We start from the raw sequence: 14,738 nt of genomic DNA on the forward strand, positions 1-14,738 counted from the left end.
TGACCTTCGAGGTAGGTGAGCGTCAAGCGCTGAACTTCTTGGGAAAAGTTGTGAATGAGGTCACCCGAACCGCTTGACACTGTGATCGCGGTTACCTACCATCCCTTCACGAACCGACCGACGAGTCGGATGGAAACAGGATGAAGTCGATGACGGATCGACCCGACACGTCGTTCGGCCCGCGGGGCGCGGACGTCGTGCTCGTCGACCGCTCCTGTGGGCGCTGCGACGCCTGCCTGGCCGGCTCGACGCTGTGGTGCCTGAGCCCGAGCGCCTCGGGCCGCGAGCTCGCGGGCCCGGTGCCGGCCGACCGGGTGGGACCGCTGACGGCCGCGCTCCTGGCGGCGGCCGCGCTGGCCGAGGTCGGCCCGGTCGGCACTGTGCTGGCCGTCGGCGCCGAGAAGGGCGCCCTCGACGTTCTGCTCCGGGCAGTCACGAACGGTCCGGTCCTGCTGGCCGCTGATCCCTTCGACGCGAGGGTCAAGGCCGAGGTCGTGCACCTCGAGGGATCCGGTCGGGCGCCGCCGGGCGGCGCGCGGCAGCGGAGTCGATCGGCGCCACGGCGTACGCGCCCGGCGAGCCCCCCGGTGCGGGGTACGACGCGTTGCTCGACGTCTCGGAGTCACCGGCAGCCGTCGAGGCCGTGCTGACCCTGCTGCACCCGACCGCGCCCGTGGTGCTCGTCGGTCTGAACGATGCGCCGGTCCCCACCGGGCTGGGCGCACATCGGCTGATCGGCGCCTTCGGCTACCGCGACGCGGACTTCGCGCGGTCGGTCGAGCTCATCGTTGGCGGGCGGGTCCGCCTCGCCCACCTGGTCACCCACCGCTTCGGCCTCGACGAAGCGGAGCGTGCCCTCACCGCACCGCGGCCACAGGACAACGTCGTCAAGGCCGCGATCGTCCCCCTCACGCCCCACTGATGCTCCCCGAGGAGACCACGCAGATGAACACATCGCCACGACCCGAACCGGTGAGCTTCGAGTTCACCGGTCGACGGGTCTGGGTCACCGGCGCCAGTCGCGGGCTGGGTCGGGCCATCGCCCTCGGCTTCGCCGCCAGCGGCGCCGACGTCGCGCTGACCGCCCGCAGTGAGCAGTCGCTGCGCGGGGTCGCGGCCGAGGCCGAGGTACTCGGAGCCAAGACGCTGGTGCTGCCGGCCTCGGTGTCCGAGGCCGACGCGGTCTCCGGCACGGTCGCCGAGATCGAGCGTGCGTGGGGCGGGCTCGACGTTCTCGTCAACTGTGCCGGTGTGAGCCCCATGTTCAAGAGGGCGGAGCTCGTCGAGGTCGAGGAGTGGCGCTTGGTCCTGGACGTCAACGTGACCGGCTCGTTCCTCTGCGCGCGCGAGGCAGGCAAGCTGATGCTCGACCGCGAGGGCGGCTCGATCGTCAACATCTCCAGCATCCTCGGTCAGGTCGGCGGGGAGCGGATGGCGGCGTACTCCGCCAGCAAGGGCGCCGTCGACGCCCTCACCCGGACGCTCGCGCTGGAGTGGGCGCCGCGGGGTATCCGGGTCAACACCATCGCGCCCGGCTACTTCGAGACCGACATGACCGAGGCCCTGCGCGGCCACAAGAAGTGGCGGGGCCACCTGCTCTCGCGGATCCCGATGGGCCGGTTCGGGGTGCCCGAGGAGCTCGTCTCGGCTGCGCTGTTCCTGGCGTCCGAGGCGTCCGGCTTCATGACCGGCTCGACCGTGGTCGTCGACGGCGGCTGGACCGCCGCGTGACCGTCGACGTGTGGGAAGCGCTCTACACCAGCCGCGCGATGCGGCGGATGGAGCCCGACCCGGTGCCGCTCGATGTGCAGGCCCGGATCATGGACGCGGCCGTACGTGCACCCAGCGGCGGCGACAGCCAGCCGTGGCGGTTCCTGCTCGTCGACGATGCCTCGGTGAAGGCGCAGCTCGCGGCGCCGTACCGCGAGGCCGTGGCGTTGCTGTGGCGCGGCCACTACGCCGGTCAGGTTGCGGCCGCGGAGGCCGATCCGGACAGCCCCTCCGCCCAGCGATTCTTGAAGCTGCGGTCGAGCGTGCAGTACCTCGCCGACCACTTCGAGGAGGTGCCGCTGCTGCTCTTCGCGTTCTCGCGCGGCGACCGCGACGGCGGGTCGATCTTCCCGGCGGTCTGGAGCGCGATCCTCGCGGCCCGTGCGCAGGGCGTCGGCAGCGCGTTGACCAACGTCCTCGACATCTTCCGGCCCGACAGCACCCGCGCGATCCTGGGCGTGCCGCCCGACCGCGGCTGGAGACTCAACGCGACCGTTGCGATGGGATATCCCAAGGGACGCTGGGGGGTCGCGCCGCGTCAGCCCGCGCACCAGGTCACGTTTCGCAACAGCTGGGGCACCGAGCCGGGCTTCGCCAACGACGAGCCGCTGTGGAGTCCGTCGTGACGCGATCCGTGATGCCCATCGCCGCTCCGCTCTACCCGCCGCCGCCGTACGAGTTCCGGCGCGCCCGACAGACGTGGGTCGTCTACGAGGCCGATCCTGCGTCGATCGCACGGCTGCTCCCCGACGGGGTGGCGGTCGACAGCGGCGATGGTGACGTTGCGGTCTGCGCGGCGTGGGCCTGCCACTATCCGGTGTCGACCTTCGGCCCCTACCTGGAGGCGTACGTCGTGGTCCGAGTGGTGGTCGGCGACGAACGGTTCTGGTACCAACCGGTGATCGTCACCGACGCCGAGGCGCCGATGGCCGCCGGGCGCGAGGTGTGGGGCTACGGCAAGAAGCTCGCGCACCTGACCTGGTCCGGCCAGGACGCCGGCGGCCCGGGCACCGAACAGCTGGTGATGACGGTCGATCGGCCCGCCGGCGTACGCCTGATGGCGCTGTCGATGGCCCCGGACCGGCTGATCGACGGACCCGAGCTGATGGACCTGGAGACGGCCGAGCTGCTGCCCACGCTGAGCCACCGGGTGCTGCCCGGCCTGGTCGACGAGCTGGTCGCGGTCGACGTGCGACCGAAGGCGCATCGCGGTGCCGACGGTCGGCTCGAGCTGTGGCGGGGCCGCGGCCACGTCGAGCTGAACGGCACCGCTGCCGACCCGTGGCACGCGTTCCGTCCGTCCCGGGTGCTCGATGCGTTCAGCGCCTGCACGGACTTCGTCCTTCCCGAGGGCCGCGTGGTCCCACGGGCCCCGACCGACTCGACCACCGAGGAGTGACCAGCATGGGCTTTCGCCGTACCCCCGCAGAGATCACCGAGATCCAGCAGACCGTCTCCGACGTGGAGTTCGTCGGGGGCGAGTCGCTCAGCGTCGACTTCCTGACCCGCCCCGAGATCGTGCGCGCAGTGCTGCCCGTCGAGCTCGAGCCGGGCGATCAGCCGCGGATCACCGCGCAGGTGAGCCGGTGGCGGAGCAACTGTGTCGGCGACTTCGACGCGTCCGCGATCTACGTGAGCGCGCGGTACGGCGACGTGGCCGGCGACTACGTGCTCACCATGTTCATGGACAGCGACGTCCCGATGCTGTTCGGCCGCGACCTGTTCGGGGAGCCCAAGAAGATCGGACGCTCCACGCTGTACCGCAACGACGGCCACATGAGCGGCGTGCTCGAGCGCGGCGGGACCCGGCTGATCGAGATCGAGGCGGACCTCGCTGAGGACAGCGGCCCGACCACGCTGCTCGGCCGCAACTTCAACGTGAAGTACCAGCTCGCGCCGGACGCCTCGGCCGTGGTGGGCGAGCCGACGCTGACGATGGCGGAGTTCGACCAGCAGGTCACCGTGCGACGCAAGGCGGAAGCGTCCGTACGGCTGGGGAGCACCGTCCACGACCCGCTGGGCGACCTCGAGATCATCGAGGTGCTCGGCGGCATCTACGTGGAGACGGGCATGAAGGCCAGCTGCGCCCCGGTCGGCACCCTCGACGCCGACGCGTTCCTGCCGCTGGCGCTCGGTCGTGCCGACTACTGGCCCGCGCTCGTCACCGCCCGACTGCCGCAGCCGGCCTGACCGGCGTACTCCTGGAAGAGAGGAAGACATGGACTTCGGACTGTCTGCGAAGGCGCAGGAGCACTGCGACCGGATGTGGGACTTCATGCGGGAGGAGGTCTTCCCGGCCGAGCCGGTGTGGGCCGCGCACCTCGCCGCGCACGGTGAGCACAGCCATCCGCCGGTGATGGAGAGGCTGAAGCGGTCGGCGCGGGAGCGCGGGCTCTGGAACCTCTTCCTGCCGCAGCTGTCGGGGATGTCGAACGTCGAGTACGCCGCGGTCGCGGAGATCTCCGGCTGGTCTCCGGTGATCGCGCCCGAGGCGATCAACTGCCAGGCGCCGGATACCGGGAACATGGAGACCCTCGAGTTGTTCGCCACCCCCGAGCAGCGCGCCCAGTGGCTCGAGCCGCTGCTCGAGGGCGAGATCCGTTCGGCGTTCGCGATGACTGAGCCCGACGTCGCCTCGTCGGACGCGACCAACATCGACACCCGGATCGTGCGGGACGGCGACGAGTACGTCATCAACGGGCGCAAGTGGTGGATCACCGGGGTGGCCGACGAGCGCTGCCGGGTCCTGATCGTGATGGGCAAGACCGACATGGACGCCGAGCCGCACCGGCAGCAGTCCATGGTGCTGGTGCCGATCGACGCTCCCGGCGTCGAGGTCGTCCGGCAGCTGCCGATCTTCGGGTACCAGGACCAGCACGGGCACGCCGAGATCGTCTTCCGCGACGTGCGGGTGCCGGTCACGAACCTGCTCGCGGAGGAGGGCGACGGCTTCAAGATCGCCCAGGCCCGCCTCGGCCCCGGTCGCATCCACCACGCGATGCGCGCGATCGGCATGGCCGAGCGGGCGCTCGCGCTGATGGTGGACCGCGCGAAGTCGCGGGTGGCGTTCGGCCAGCACCTGTCCGAGCAGGGCGTCGTGCGAGACCTGATCGCCCAGTCCCGGATGGAGATCGACCAGGCGCGACTGTACGTCTACAAGACCGCGTGGTTGATCGACCAGTACGGCGCGAAGGGCGCCCGCACCGAGATCGCCGGCATCAAGGTCGCGGCCCCGGCGATGGCGACCCGGGTCATCGACCGCGCCATCGAGGTGTTCGGCGGCATGGGGGTCAGCGACGACACCCCATTGGCGTACTTCTACGCCTGGGCGCGGGTGCTCCGGATCGTGGATGGGCCGGACGCGGTGCACCGCCGGTCGATCGCGCGGGACGAGTTGCGGCGCACACCGCCGTACCTCGGCTGAGCGTCGTGACGGAGGTGGCCGACGGGGCGCGCCGAGTCCCGATCCTGCTGGGGGTGCTCTTCGGCCTCACCGGTCTGGGTTCGGCCGCCGTCGCGGTCACCCTGCCGCTGCTGGGCCGCGACCTCGGCGTGGACTCGGGCGACGCGGCCTGGGCGATCAGCCTCTACGCGCTGATGCTGGCCGTGGCGACGCCGGTCTACGGACGGGTCTCCGACCTGGTCGGCGTACGGGTGCCGCTCCTGGTGGGGGTCGCGCTGATGTCGGTCGGCGCGGTCGTCGCGGCGACTGCGCCGACGTACGACGTGCTGCTCGGCGCCCGGTTGGTGCAGGGGGCCGGCGCCGCGGCCATCCCGACCCTCGGAATCACGGCGGTCAGCCATCGGTACACGGGGGCGGCGCGTGGGGTCGCGCTCGGCCGCCTTGCCGGTGTCACTGCTGCGTTGAGCAGCATCGGGCCGCTGGTCGGCGGGCTGGTCGAGGACGTAGCCGGCTGGCGGGCCGTGCTGGCGCTACCGGTGCTCGCCCTCCTGGTCGTCCCCTTCGTCTGGGGTGCGCTGACCGGCCAGGGCAGCGGGGCGACGCTGGATGTGCTCGGCGCGATGCTCGTCGGAGTGACCGCCGCTGGTCTGGTGCTGCTGGTCCAGTCGCCCGCGACCGGCCTCCTGGTCGCGCTGGTGGGGACGCTGATGCTCCTGCTCGGGACCCCGCTCGTGGTCCGGCACGTACGTCGCAGACCGCGCGGCTTCCTGCCCCGCGTGGTGATCACCGACCCGACCGTGGTGCGTAGTGCGGTCGCCGCCGCGACCGTTCCTGCGGCGTGGTTCGGCCTGCTGATCGCGGTGCCCGCGGTGCTCGTCGGTCAGGGCTGGGAGCCCTGGCAGGTCGGCGTGCTGCTGGTGCCTCCAGCCGTGCTGTCGCTGGTCGTATCGCGGCACGCTGGTCGACTCCTCGACCGCGTCGGCGCAGCCCGCTCCCTGGCCGTCGCCGCCGCGCTCGCCCTCGTCGCGCTGGCGGTCGCCGCGGTCGGCGCCGAGCTTGCGTCGCCGGTGCTGCTCGCGACCGCCGTCGGGCTGGTCGTCGTGGCCTACGGCATCAGCCAACCGGCGATGACGGCGGCCGTGACGGCCGCCGTGTCCGTCGACCTCCGCGGCGCGGCGCTCGGCATCGCCACCCTGGTGTTCATGGTCGGCGCTTCCGTCGGCTCCGCTGCTCTGGGCGGCCTCGGTGATGCAGCAGGCATCCCGACTGCGCTCGCCATTCTCGCCGTCCTGCCCGTGATCGGGCTGATCGCCCTGCGTCCACTGATTGAAAGGAGTCCCCTGGTGTACGACCTCGACGAGGTGCCCGGTGGTTGACCTGTCCACGGCGGAGCTGACCGGAGTCGCGGCGAGGATGGCCGGAGCCGGGGTCGCCCTCGCTGGCCCCCTCGAGGCGCGGCAGATCGCCGGCGGCCGCTCGAACCTGACCTTCCAGCTCACCGACGGCGCGGCGAGGTGGGTACTGCGCACCGCGCCGCGCGCGGGTCGCACGCCGTCGGCACACGACGTGGCGCGGGAGTTCCGAGTCACCCGCGCGTTGCGCGGCACCGCCGTCCCGGTTCCACCCGCGGTCGTGCTCGACGAGGGCGAGGAGGTGTTGGGCGCGCCGTACGCAGTCGCGGAGTTCGTCGACGGAGCCTGCGTGCAGAGCCGCGACGAGCTCGACCAGCTGCCCGATGAGATCGTCGATGCGTGCGTGGGACGCCTGGTGGAGACACTGGCCGCCCTCCACGACGTCGATCCGGCGGCCGTGGGCCTCGAGGGTCACGGCCGCCCGGAGGGGTACGCCGAACGGCAGGTCCGCCGTTGGTCGGGACAGTGGGAGCTGGTCGGAACGCCCGCGCTCGACCCGCTGGCGACCTCCACCGGCCGCCTCCTGACGGCCGCGATGCCCGTCCAGCGCGCGAGTGGCATCGTCCACGGCGACTACCGGATCGACAACACGATCCTGCGGATCGCCGAGACCGTGTCGGTCGCAGCGGTGGTCGACTGGGAGCTCTCGACGCTCGGTGACCCGGTGGCCGACGTGGCACTGATGTGCGTGTACCGCCACCCTGCACTCGACCTGGTGCTCGGCGCACCGAGCGCGTGGACCAGCGGTCGGCTCCCGGACGTCAGCGGGCTGGCCGCTGCGTACGAAGCGGCCGGCGGTGTGGCACTGGACAGCTGGGAGTTCCACCTGGCTCTGGGCTACTTCAAGCTCGCCGTCATCGCGGCCGGGATCGACCATCGGTATCGCGTGGGCGCCACCAGCGGGCCCGGGTTCGACACCGCGGGCGAGGCCGTGGCTCCGCTTCTGGAGGAGGCCCGGACGCTCGCGCTCGGCCTGGCGTGACCACTGCCGAGTCGCGAGACCCTCAGCGACCGGTGCCGAAGATGGCGTTGAGCCGGGCGACCTCGTCGGCGGGCAGGTAGCGCTCCCCGCCGATCTGGCGCAGCAGGTAGGTCACCTGCGCGGTGTACTCCAGCCGTTCCATCGCGAGATACGCCTGCTCCAGGTCCGTGCCCCAGGTGAGAGCACCGTGGTGCTCCAGCAGGCAGGCTCGATGGGACAGGACGAACGGCTTCACTGAGTCCGGGACGGCGTCGGTGGAAGGCGTGGCATAGGGCGCCAGTGGGACCTCCGGCATGGCCACGACCGTCTCGGGCATCATCGGCCCGGACAGGCCCTCGCCCTTGATCGCCCACACGGTCGAGTACATCGGGTGCGCGTGGACGACCGCGTGCACCTCCGGGTCCACGGCGTAGACACCCAGGTGCATCCGGATCTCCGAGGACGGCAGGAGGCCGCCACCCCCGAGGACCTGCCCGCTGCCGTCGACGATGGGCAGGTCCTCGGCACGGAGATTGCCCTTGCTCACCCCTGTCGGCGTGCACAGGAAGCTGTCGGGGCCGACGCGGACGGAGATGTTGCCGTCGTTGGCGGCAACCATCCCGCGTTGCCAGAGACGCCGCCCCACCTCGCAGACGGCCGCGCGGGCGTCGGCCACCGACATGTGCACCTCGGATCAGTCCTCCGCGCCGTGCGAGAGGTCCCGGTAGAGCTCGGTCGCCTTCTCGGGTGACCACTCGTCGTGAACGACGGAGCGCACGGCCTGGAGCATGGCGTGCGGGTCCTGACGCTGGAAGATGTTGCGGCCCATGTCCACCCCGGCTGCGCCCTCGTCGACCGCCCTGCGTGCCATCTCCAGGGCGTCGAGCACCGGCAGCTTCTTGCCGCCGGCCATGATGATCGGCACCGGGCAGGCAGCGGTGACCTGTGCGAAGTCCTCGCAGTAGTACGTCTTGACGAGCTGGGCGCCGAGCTCCGCGATGATCCTGGTGGCGAGGCCGAGGTAGCGCGCGTCTCGCACCATGTCGCGGCCGACCGCGGTCACGCCGAGGACGGGGATGCCTGCCCCGAGGCCCGCGTCGACGAGCTGGGTCAGGTTGTGGATGGACTGGGTCTCGTGGTCGCTGCCGATGAATACCTGGACCGCGACGGCTGTGGCGTCCATGCGAACGGCGTCGGTGATGTCCATCGCAATGCGCTCGTCGGACAGGTCGTTGAGGATGGAAGGGCCGCCGGATGCCCGGACGACGAGGGCGTTGTCACAGCTCGCCGGGATGACCGAACGGATGATGCCTCGCGTGGCCATGAGCGCGTCCGCGTACGGCGCGAGCGGCGCGATGTTCAGGTCGACGCGCTCGAGTCCGCTGGTGGGACCTTGGAAGTACCCGTGGTCGAAGGCGAGCATGACGGTGCGCCCGTCTGCGCCGAAGATGCGCGAGAGGCGGTGCCGCATGCCGAAGTCGAGCTGGCTGGCACCCTTGATGTGGAAGCCCTCCATCTGCTGAGGGCGGTCGAGGCCGAAGTCCTTGGCGGCGAGGTTGCCCTCGAGGTCAGCCATGGTGAATCCTTTCGTTGTCTTTCCTTGTCACAGTGCTGGCGTCTCCGGCACTTGCGGCGCCGGTTGCCCCGGCGTCCAGGGCAGGTTCACGGTGTCGCCGGGGCTGGCCGGCGACTTGACGAAGACCATGCGGAACGGCGCGTCGGTCTCGTTGACGAAGTAGTGCATCTCGCCGGGCGAGCAGCGGTACACGTCGCCTGCAGCGAGGACGTAGCGCTGCTCGCAGCCGACCCATAACGTCGCGGACCCCTCCAGCACGATGAACGACTCGTCGCAGAAGTGATGGATGTGGTTGGTCATGTCGTCGCCGGGCCGCAGCCGCAGCACGCCGATCTCGCTGGACGGATCCCGGATCACGTAGGCGGGTCCGTGGTCGCCGAAGCGGTACTCGAGATCGTTGGTGGATCCAGACTTCATGCGTCCTCGCTCGTGTGTGCGGTGGCCGGTGGCCGGTGTTCAGATGACCCGCTCGTTGCCGCCGTCGATGGGAATCTGCGCGCCGGTGGTAGCGGCGAAGGCGGGACCGGCCACGCTGACGGTGAGATCGCCGACCGCCTTGCTGGTCACCTCCGTGGAGAGGAGGTTGCGACGCTTGTACTGCTCCACCGTCATGCCGTAGTGCTCGGCTCGCGCTTCGAGCAGCTCAGGTGTCCACAGGCCGGTGTCGAACACGGCGTCGGGGTGGATCATGTTGACCCGGATGCCGTGGGGGGCCCACTCGAGGGCCGCGACCCGGGTCAGTTGGGTCACTGCTGCCTTGGACGAGGAGTAGGCCGCGGCGCCAGGGCCCGGGGCGGCGACGTTCTTCGACGCGATCAGCACGACGCGGCCGTAGGGGGTGCCCGCGGCGAGGAACGGATGGATCTGTCCGTAGAGGTCCGCCACCGCGTCGACGTTCACCGCCATCGCCCGGCGCCAGGCCTGCATCGACATCTCGCCCAGGTTGGCGCTCGTGGGGAAGATGCCCGCCGCGACGACGAGGATGTCGACTCCGCCGAAGGCCTCGACCCCGCGCTGGATCGCCGCGGCGACCGCCGCGGAGTCGGTGACGTCGACAGCGAGCCCGAGCCACTCCGGCGAGGAGAGGGTGTCGCGCACCGACGGGCTGACGTCCCAGCCCACCACGCTGGCGCCGGACTCCAGAAGGCTGACCGCGCACGCTCGCCCGATGCCCGAGGCCGCGCCGGTCACGACCGCCACCTGTCCGGAGAGCGGGCGGTAGCTGTCCGTGCGGGAGAGCTTCGCCTGCTGCAGAGACCAGTACTCGAGGTCGAAGACATGCTCCTCCTCGACCGGCTGGTAGCCGCCGAGGGTCTCGGCCTGGTCGATCGCACGCAGGGTGTGCCGGTAGATGTCAGCGGCTCGAAGCGATTCCCGGGCCGTCCGGCCCGCGGTGAGCATGCCGAGGCTGTGGTCGAGCACCACGCGGGGCGCCCCGTCGAGGCGCGCCAAGGTGCCCGTGCGGCGCGCGGCATGCCGGGCGAAGTAGGCGTCCTCGGCCCGGACGAAGGCGTCCACGTCCGTTCCGATCATCGGGCTGCGCTTGGTCCAGATGACGTGGTCGGGGGTGAGGGGACCGCGCTGGGAGGCCGTGAGCAGGTTGTCGTTCCCGATGAACGACGCCACCTCGCCGTCGTGGTGCGAGGTGACCACCAGTGGGTGACCGGCGGCCCGGCTCAGCCTCTGCCGCAACCTCGCCACAGCCAGCGGGTCGGCGGGCGGCATCGACGCGGCCGTCGCCAACGGATCCCGGGGCGCCGCCGCCTGCAGGAGGCCCGCGGCCTCAGCGACCAGGTCGATGTGCCGGCGGTAGGCCTCGTCCGGTGTCTCGCCGACGGTGAACAAGCCATGTCCCAGCACGACGATGCCCTCCGTCTGGGTGCCGCCGGCGGTGTTCCAGGCGGCATGGCAGGCGGCAACCAGGTCCGGCCCGGGCATCGCGTACTCGAGGAGGATCACGCGATCCCCGAAGAGCTCCGCGAGCTGCTCGCGGCCACGGGGCGTGTTCGTCACCGCGAGCAACGAGTCGGCGTGCGAGTGGAGGACGGCCGGCTGGGGCAGCAGCGCGTGCAGCAACGACTCGACCGAGGGATCCGGTGCGTCCGCCCGGAGAAGAGCACAGCGCAGCTCGTTGATCAGCAGGTCGTCGGGGACGACGACGGGAGGCAGGATCTCGCGCAGGCGGGCCAGCCGGAGCGGGGCGAAGCCGGCCTCGTCGATCGTCGCGAGGTCATGTCCACTCGCCTTCACGAAGAGCGTTTCCACCGTCGACCCGGTCAGGTCGGTCGTGGCCGCCTTGAGGCTGGTGTTCCCGCCGCCGTGAAGGACGAGCCCGGGGTCGCCCCCGAGCAGTCGAGACACCCTGACGAGGTCCGCCAGTGCGGCCGACGCCGCCGGGGACAACGTGAGCGGCAGACCTGACAACGTTCCCACCCCGTTTCCTAGTTGTAAGACAACCTAGGGGTGAGTTGCGGGGTCGTCAAGTGCACCGGCCGAATCTCGCGACGCCGTCCGGCCGCGACCAGCGCGGCCTCGCGTCAGCGGTGGTTGCGGAAGATCGTGAAGGAGTAGCGACCCTCGATGAAGTACGTGCGCGAGTAGAGGATCAGCCGGTCGTCGGCGGCGTAGTGCAGCTGGTTCAGCAGCACGAAGAGGTCGTGCGCCTTCGCCTCGTCGCCCCATCCCACGTGGTCGGAGTGCACCGCATGCACCTCCGCGACGCCGTGGTCGGGCTCGATCCGGAGCACGCCGCGAAGGAATGCGAAGAGGGATCCCTCCAGCGTCTGCGTGTCGAATCCGTCTGGGAGCAGCACTGCGGGGAGAAGGTCGTAGGAGTAGGCGACCACCTCGCCATCGGCCAAGAGCTTGCGTCGCAGTTCGAGGACCTCGGTGTTGCCGGATACCCCCATGAATGCGGCCTCTTCGGGTAGAACCGGCCGGACCACGCGGGTCGCGTACACCATGCCCGGGACCTTCCCGGTGGCGCGGATCGAGTCCGTGATCGAGTCCATGCCCTCCAGTCCGGCCCGGACCGCCGGCTGCTCAACCACGAACGTCCCGACGCCGTGTTGGGTCTGCACCAGTCCGAGCGCCTCGAGCTCGCGCAAGGCGGCGCGGACGGTTGGTCGCGACACGCCGAAGTTCTCGCTGAGCTGAGCCTCGGTGGGCAGTCTCGAACCAGGGCTGTAGGTCCCCGCGGAGAGGTCCGCGCGGAGGTCCTCGGCGATGCGAGACACCAGTGTGCTGCGAGTCCTCATCTGCTTCTCCATTCACCCTGCGTGTCGCCGCGCCGACCCTAGCGCGTGCTGTCGGTCGCGCGGGTTTGCTCGAATCCGTTGACAACTGCCGAAGTCATATCTACTCTCCGAGGCAGTTGTAAAACAACCAGTAGTATATCGGGAGGCGAGCCACATGGTCCTGGCATTGCAGTGGCAGGAGGACGCGCAGACGATCCGGCTGCTCGACCAGACCCTTCTGCCCGTCGAGGAGCGCTACCTGGACGTCGACACCGTCGACACCCTGGTGGCAGCGATCCAGAGCCTGGCGGTCCGTGGAGCGCCCGCGCTCGGGGCCGTGGGTGCGCTCGGTGTGGTCGTCGCCATGCGGCAGGCCGAGAGCGAGGGCTGGGGCGACGAGCGGCTGCAGAGCGAGGTCGACCGGATCCGGCTCGCGCGTCCGACGGCCGTGAACCTCGCTTGGGGCGTGGACCAGGTCCGCGCGGCGATGCCCTCGGGACCGGAGACGGTGCTGAAGATGGCCAAGGCCGTCGTGGAGGAGGACGAGGCAGCCAATCGGACCCTCTCGCGGCTCGGTGCCGACTGGATCCTGGACCGGACCGGCAAGCAGCAGGTGCGCGTCGTCACGCACTGCAACACCGGCGCACTGGCCACCTCGGCCTGGGGGACGGCGTACGGGATCATCCACGAGCTCCACGACCGTGGCGCCCTGGAAGTCGTGTATGTCGACGAGACCCGCCCGCTGCTCCAAGGCGCGCGCCTGACCAGCTGGGAGCTGACACGGGACGGGATCCCGCACCTGCTCGAGGTCGACGGCGCGGCGTCGAGCACGATCGTGCGCGGGCTGGTGGACGTCGCGATCATCGGGGCGGACCGGATCACCGCGAACGGCGACACGGCGAACAAGGTGGGCTCCCTGGCCCTGGCCCTGGCCTGTCAGCGAGCCGGGATCCCGTTCGTGGTCGCCGCGCCGAGCTCCACTGTCGACCTGGCGACGGCACATGGCGACGACATCGCGATCGAGGAGCGGGACGCCGCAGAGGTGCTCAGTCTCGGGGGCCACCCGACGGCGTTGCCGTCGACCCCCGTCTACAACCCCGCCTTCGACGTGACCCCGCACGATCTGATCAACGCGATCGTGACGGACCGGGGGGTGGTCGAGCCCGCAGCTCGTCCCGACCCGAACCTGCTCGCATCGGTGGCGAGCTGACCCATGAGGCAGACCGGACCCCCGGCTGCACCTACGAGAGGAACCCCATGAGGATGAAGAAACTCATCGTGGCCGGTGTCGCCGCGGTGTCTGCTCTGAGCCTCGCTGCCTGTAGCCAGGGCAGCGGCGCCACCACTGTGAAGCCGAAGAACCAGGAATCCGCCTCCGTGCAGGCGGCGAGCGGCGACGCGCCCGCGCCGTTCGACCAGCCCGGTGTCCGCGTGGCCATCGTGCAGAACAGCGGCCAGGGCGACTACTTCCAGCAGTACCTGAACGGCACCAAGCAGCAGGCGGCAGCGCTGGGGATCGACCTCAGCGTGTACGACGCCCAGGGCGACAACGCCACGCAGGCGACCCAGCTCGACCAGGCCATCTCATCCGGCGTGCAGGGCATCATCGTGCGTCACGGCTTCCCCGACACGCTCTGCCCGGGTGTCAACAAGGCGATCGACCAGGGCATCAAGGTAGTCATCTACGACGTCGAGATCCAGAAGTGCGCGCCGGACGCCGTGCAGACCCAGCAGTCCGACAACAAGATGGCGAGCCTGGTTCTGGACAAGATGGCCGAGGACATCGGTACCGGGAAGCCGGTCGGCTACGTCAACGTCGCCGGCATCGCGCCGCTGGATCGCCGGGACGTGGTCTGGCAGGAGTACCTGGGCGAGAACGACTGGACCCAGAAGTTCAAGACCGGCAAGTTCACCAACTCCACGGCGACGGACACCGCGCCGATGGTGGACAGCGTCCTGAAGTCCAACCCCGACGTGGTCGCCGTCTACGCACCCTATGACGAGCTCACCAAGGCGACCCTGTCGGCGCTGAAGCAGAACCCGAGCCTGCAGGGCAAGGTCAAGGTCTACGGAGCCGACATCTCCACTGCCGACATCGAGCTGATGACCAACCCGGACAGCCCATGGGTGGCCACTGGCGCGACGGACCCCAACGCCATCGGCGCGGCGGTGGTCCGCACGCTTGCGCTGCACATGGCCGGCGAGTTGGACGGGCTCAACGTGGAGTTCCCGCCGATCCTGGTCACGCAGGACTTCCTGCGGTCTGAAGGGATCAAGAACATGGACGACCTCCGTGCGGCGGAACCGGCACTCAACATCGCAGACGTGTCCTCTGCCGACTGGATCCCGAACGTCACCTTCTGAGCCGTCCGCCGGAGCG

At 70.4% G+C, this 14,738-nt stretch carries 16 protein-coding genes; 11 read left to right on the forward strand and 5 right to left on the reverse strand.

The window, feature by feature from the left end; all coding sequences use genetic code 11:
* The first annotated feature begins 149 nt into the window (after positions 1-149).
* The 9 genes from QMC84_RS12225 to QMC84_RS12265 are packed head-to-tail and all read left to right on the forward strand — an operon-like array spanning position 150 to position 7,567.
* On the forward strand, positions 150-650 hold the full coding sequence (locus tag QMC84_RS12225; protein WP_300375078.1) for a hypothetical protein: 501 nt from the start codon (positions 150-152) through the stop codon (positions 648-650).
* A complete protein-coding gene (locus tag QMC84_RS12230) occupies positions 644-922 on the forward strand; it encodes a hypothetical protein (RefSeq protein WP_300375079.1) in 279 nt (92 codons plus the stop codon). Before QMC84_RS12225 ends, QMC84_RS12230 begins: the two co-directional genes overlap by 7 nt.
* 23 nt (positions 923-945) lie before the next feature.
* A complete protein-coding gene (locus QMC84_RS12235) occupies positions 946-1,731 on the forward strand; it encodes a 3-oxoacyl-ACP reductase family protein (protein WP_300375080.1) in 786 nt (261 codons plus the stop codon).
* Positions 1,728-2,396 carry a nitroreductase family protein gene (locus QMC84_RS12240; RefSeq protein ID WP_300375081.1) on the forward strand — a complete coding sequence of 223 codons (669 nt, stop codon included), beginning with the start codon at positions 1,728-1,730 and terminating at the stop codon, positions 2,394-2,396. Before QMC84_RS12235 ends, QMC84_RS12240 begins: the two co-directional genes overlap by 4 nt.
* Positions 2,393-3,169 (forward strand): acetoacetate decarboxylase family protein, encoded by a 777-nt coding sequence (locus QMC84_RS12245; RefSeq protein ID WP_300375082.1) that lies wholly within the window; start codon positions 2,393-2,395, stop codon positions 3,167-3,169. The genes QMC84_RS12240 and QMC84_RS12245 overlap by 4 nt, the downstream gene beginning before the upstream one ends.
* Positions 3,170-3,174: 5 nt before the next feature.
* A complete protein-coding gene (locus tag QMC84_RS12250; protein ID WP_300375083.1) occupies positions 3,175-3,960 on the forward strand; it encodes an acetoacetate decarboxylase family protein in 786 nt (261 codons plus the stop codon).
* A gap of 28 nt (positions 3,961-3,988) precedes the next feature.
* A complete protein-coding gene (locus QMC84_RS12255) occupies positions 3,989-5,194 on the forward strand; it encodes an acyl-CoA dehydrogenase family protein (RefSeq protein ID WP_300375084.1) in 1,206 nt (401 codons plus the stop codon).
* A 5-nt stretch (positions 5,195-5,199) separates the two neighbouring features.
* On the forward strand, positions 5,200-6,549 hold the full coding sequence (locus tag QMC84_RS12260) for an MFS transporter (RefSeq protein WP_300375085.1): 1,350 nt from the start codon (positions 5,200-5,202) through the stop codon (positions 6,547-6,549).
* A complete protein-coding gene (locus tag QMC84_RS12265) occupies positions 6,542-7,567 on the forward strand; it encodes a phosphotransferase family protein (protein ID WP_300375086.1) in 1,026 nt (341 codons plus the stop codon). Before QMC84_RS12260 ends, QMC84_RS12265 begins: the two co-directional genes overlap by 8 nt.
* A gap of 22 nt (positions 7,568-7,589) precedes the next feature.
* Here the strand turns inward: QMC84_RS12265 and QMC84_RS12270 are convergent, their stop codons facing one another.
* The 5 genes from QMC84_RS12270 to QMC84_RS12290 form a co-directional block, all read right to left on the reverse strand.
* Positions 7,590-8,228 carry a class II aldolase/adducin family protein gene (locus tag QMC84_RS12270; RefSeq protein WP_300375087.1) on the reverse strand — a complete coding sequence of 213 codons (639 nt, stop codon included), beginning with the start codon at positions 8,226-8,228 and terminating at the stop codon, positions 7,590-7,592.
* Between the two features lie 12 nt (positions 8,229-8,240).
* Positions 8,241-9,122 (reverse strand): 3-hydroxy-5-phosphonooxypentane-2,4-dione thiolase, encoded by an 882-nt coding sequence (gene lsrF, locus QMC84_RS12275; protein ID WP_300375088.1) that lies wholly within the window; start codon positions 9,120-9,122, stop codon positions 8,241-8,243.
* Positions 9,123-9,149: 27 nt separating this feature from the next.
* On the reverse strand, positions 9,150-9,539 hold the full coding sequence (locus tag QMC84_RS12280; RefSeq protein ID WP_300375089.1) for a cupin domain-containing protein: 390 nt from the start codon (positions 9,537-9,539) through the stop codon (positions 9,150-9,152).
* A gap of 39 nt (positions 9,540-9,578) precedes the next feature.
* Positions 9,579-11,555: a bifunctional aldolase/short-chain dehydrogenase gene (locus tag QMC84_RS12285; protein WP_300375090.1), complete on the reverse strand. Its 1,977-nt coding sequence runs from the start codon at positions 11,553-11,555 to the stop codon at positions 9,579-9,581.
* A gap of 104 nt (positions 11,556-11,659) precedes the next feature.
* Positions 11,660-12,379, reverse strand: a complete 720-nt coding sequence (locus QMC84_RS12290) for a GntR family transcriptional regulator (RefSeq protein WP_300375091.1) — start codon at positions 12,377-12,379, stop codon at positions 11,660-11,662.
* A 154-nt stretch (positions 12,380-12,533) separates the two neighbouring features.
* Between QMC84_RS12290 and mtnA the strand changes: the two genes are divergently transcribed.
* Both mtnA and QMC84_RS12300 read left to right on the forward strand, forming a co-directional pair.
* Positions 12,534-13,568, forward strand: coding sequence for an S-methyl-5-thioribose-1-phosphate isomerase (mtnA, locus tag QMC84_RS12295; protein WP_300375092.1), 1,035 nt, complete (start codon positions 12,534-12,536; stop codon positions 13,566-13,568).
* 68 nt (positions 13,569-13,636) lie between these two features.
* Entirely contained in the window at positions 13,637-14,722 is a 1,086-nt protein-coding gene (locus QMC84_RS12300) for a substrate-binding domain-containing protein (RefSeq protein WP_300375093.1), read from the forward strand.
* Positions 14,723-14,738 lie beyond the last annotated feature (16 nt).

The organism is Nocardioides sp. (genome assembly GCF_030019515.1).
Taxonomy (GTDB): domain Bacteria; phylum Actinomycetota; class Actinomycetes; order Propionibacteriales; family Nocardioidaceae; genus Nocardioides.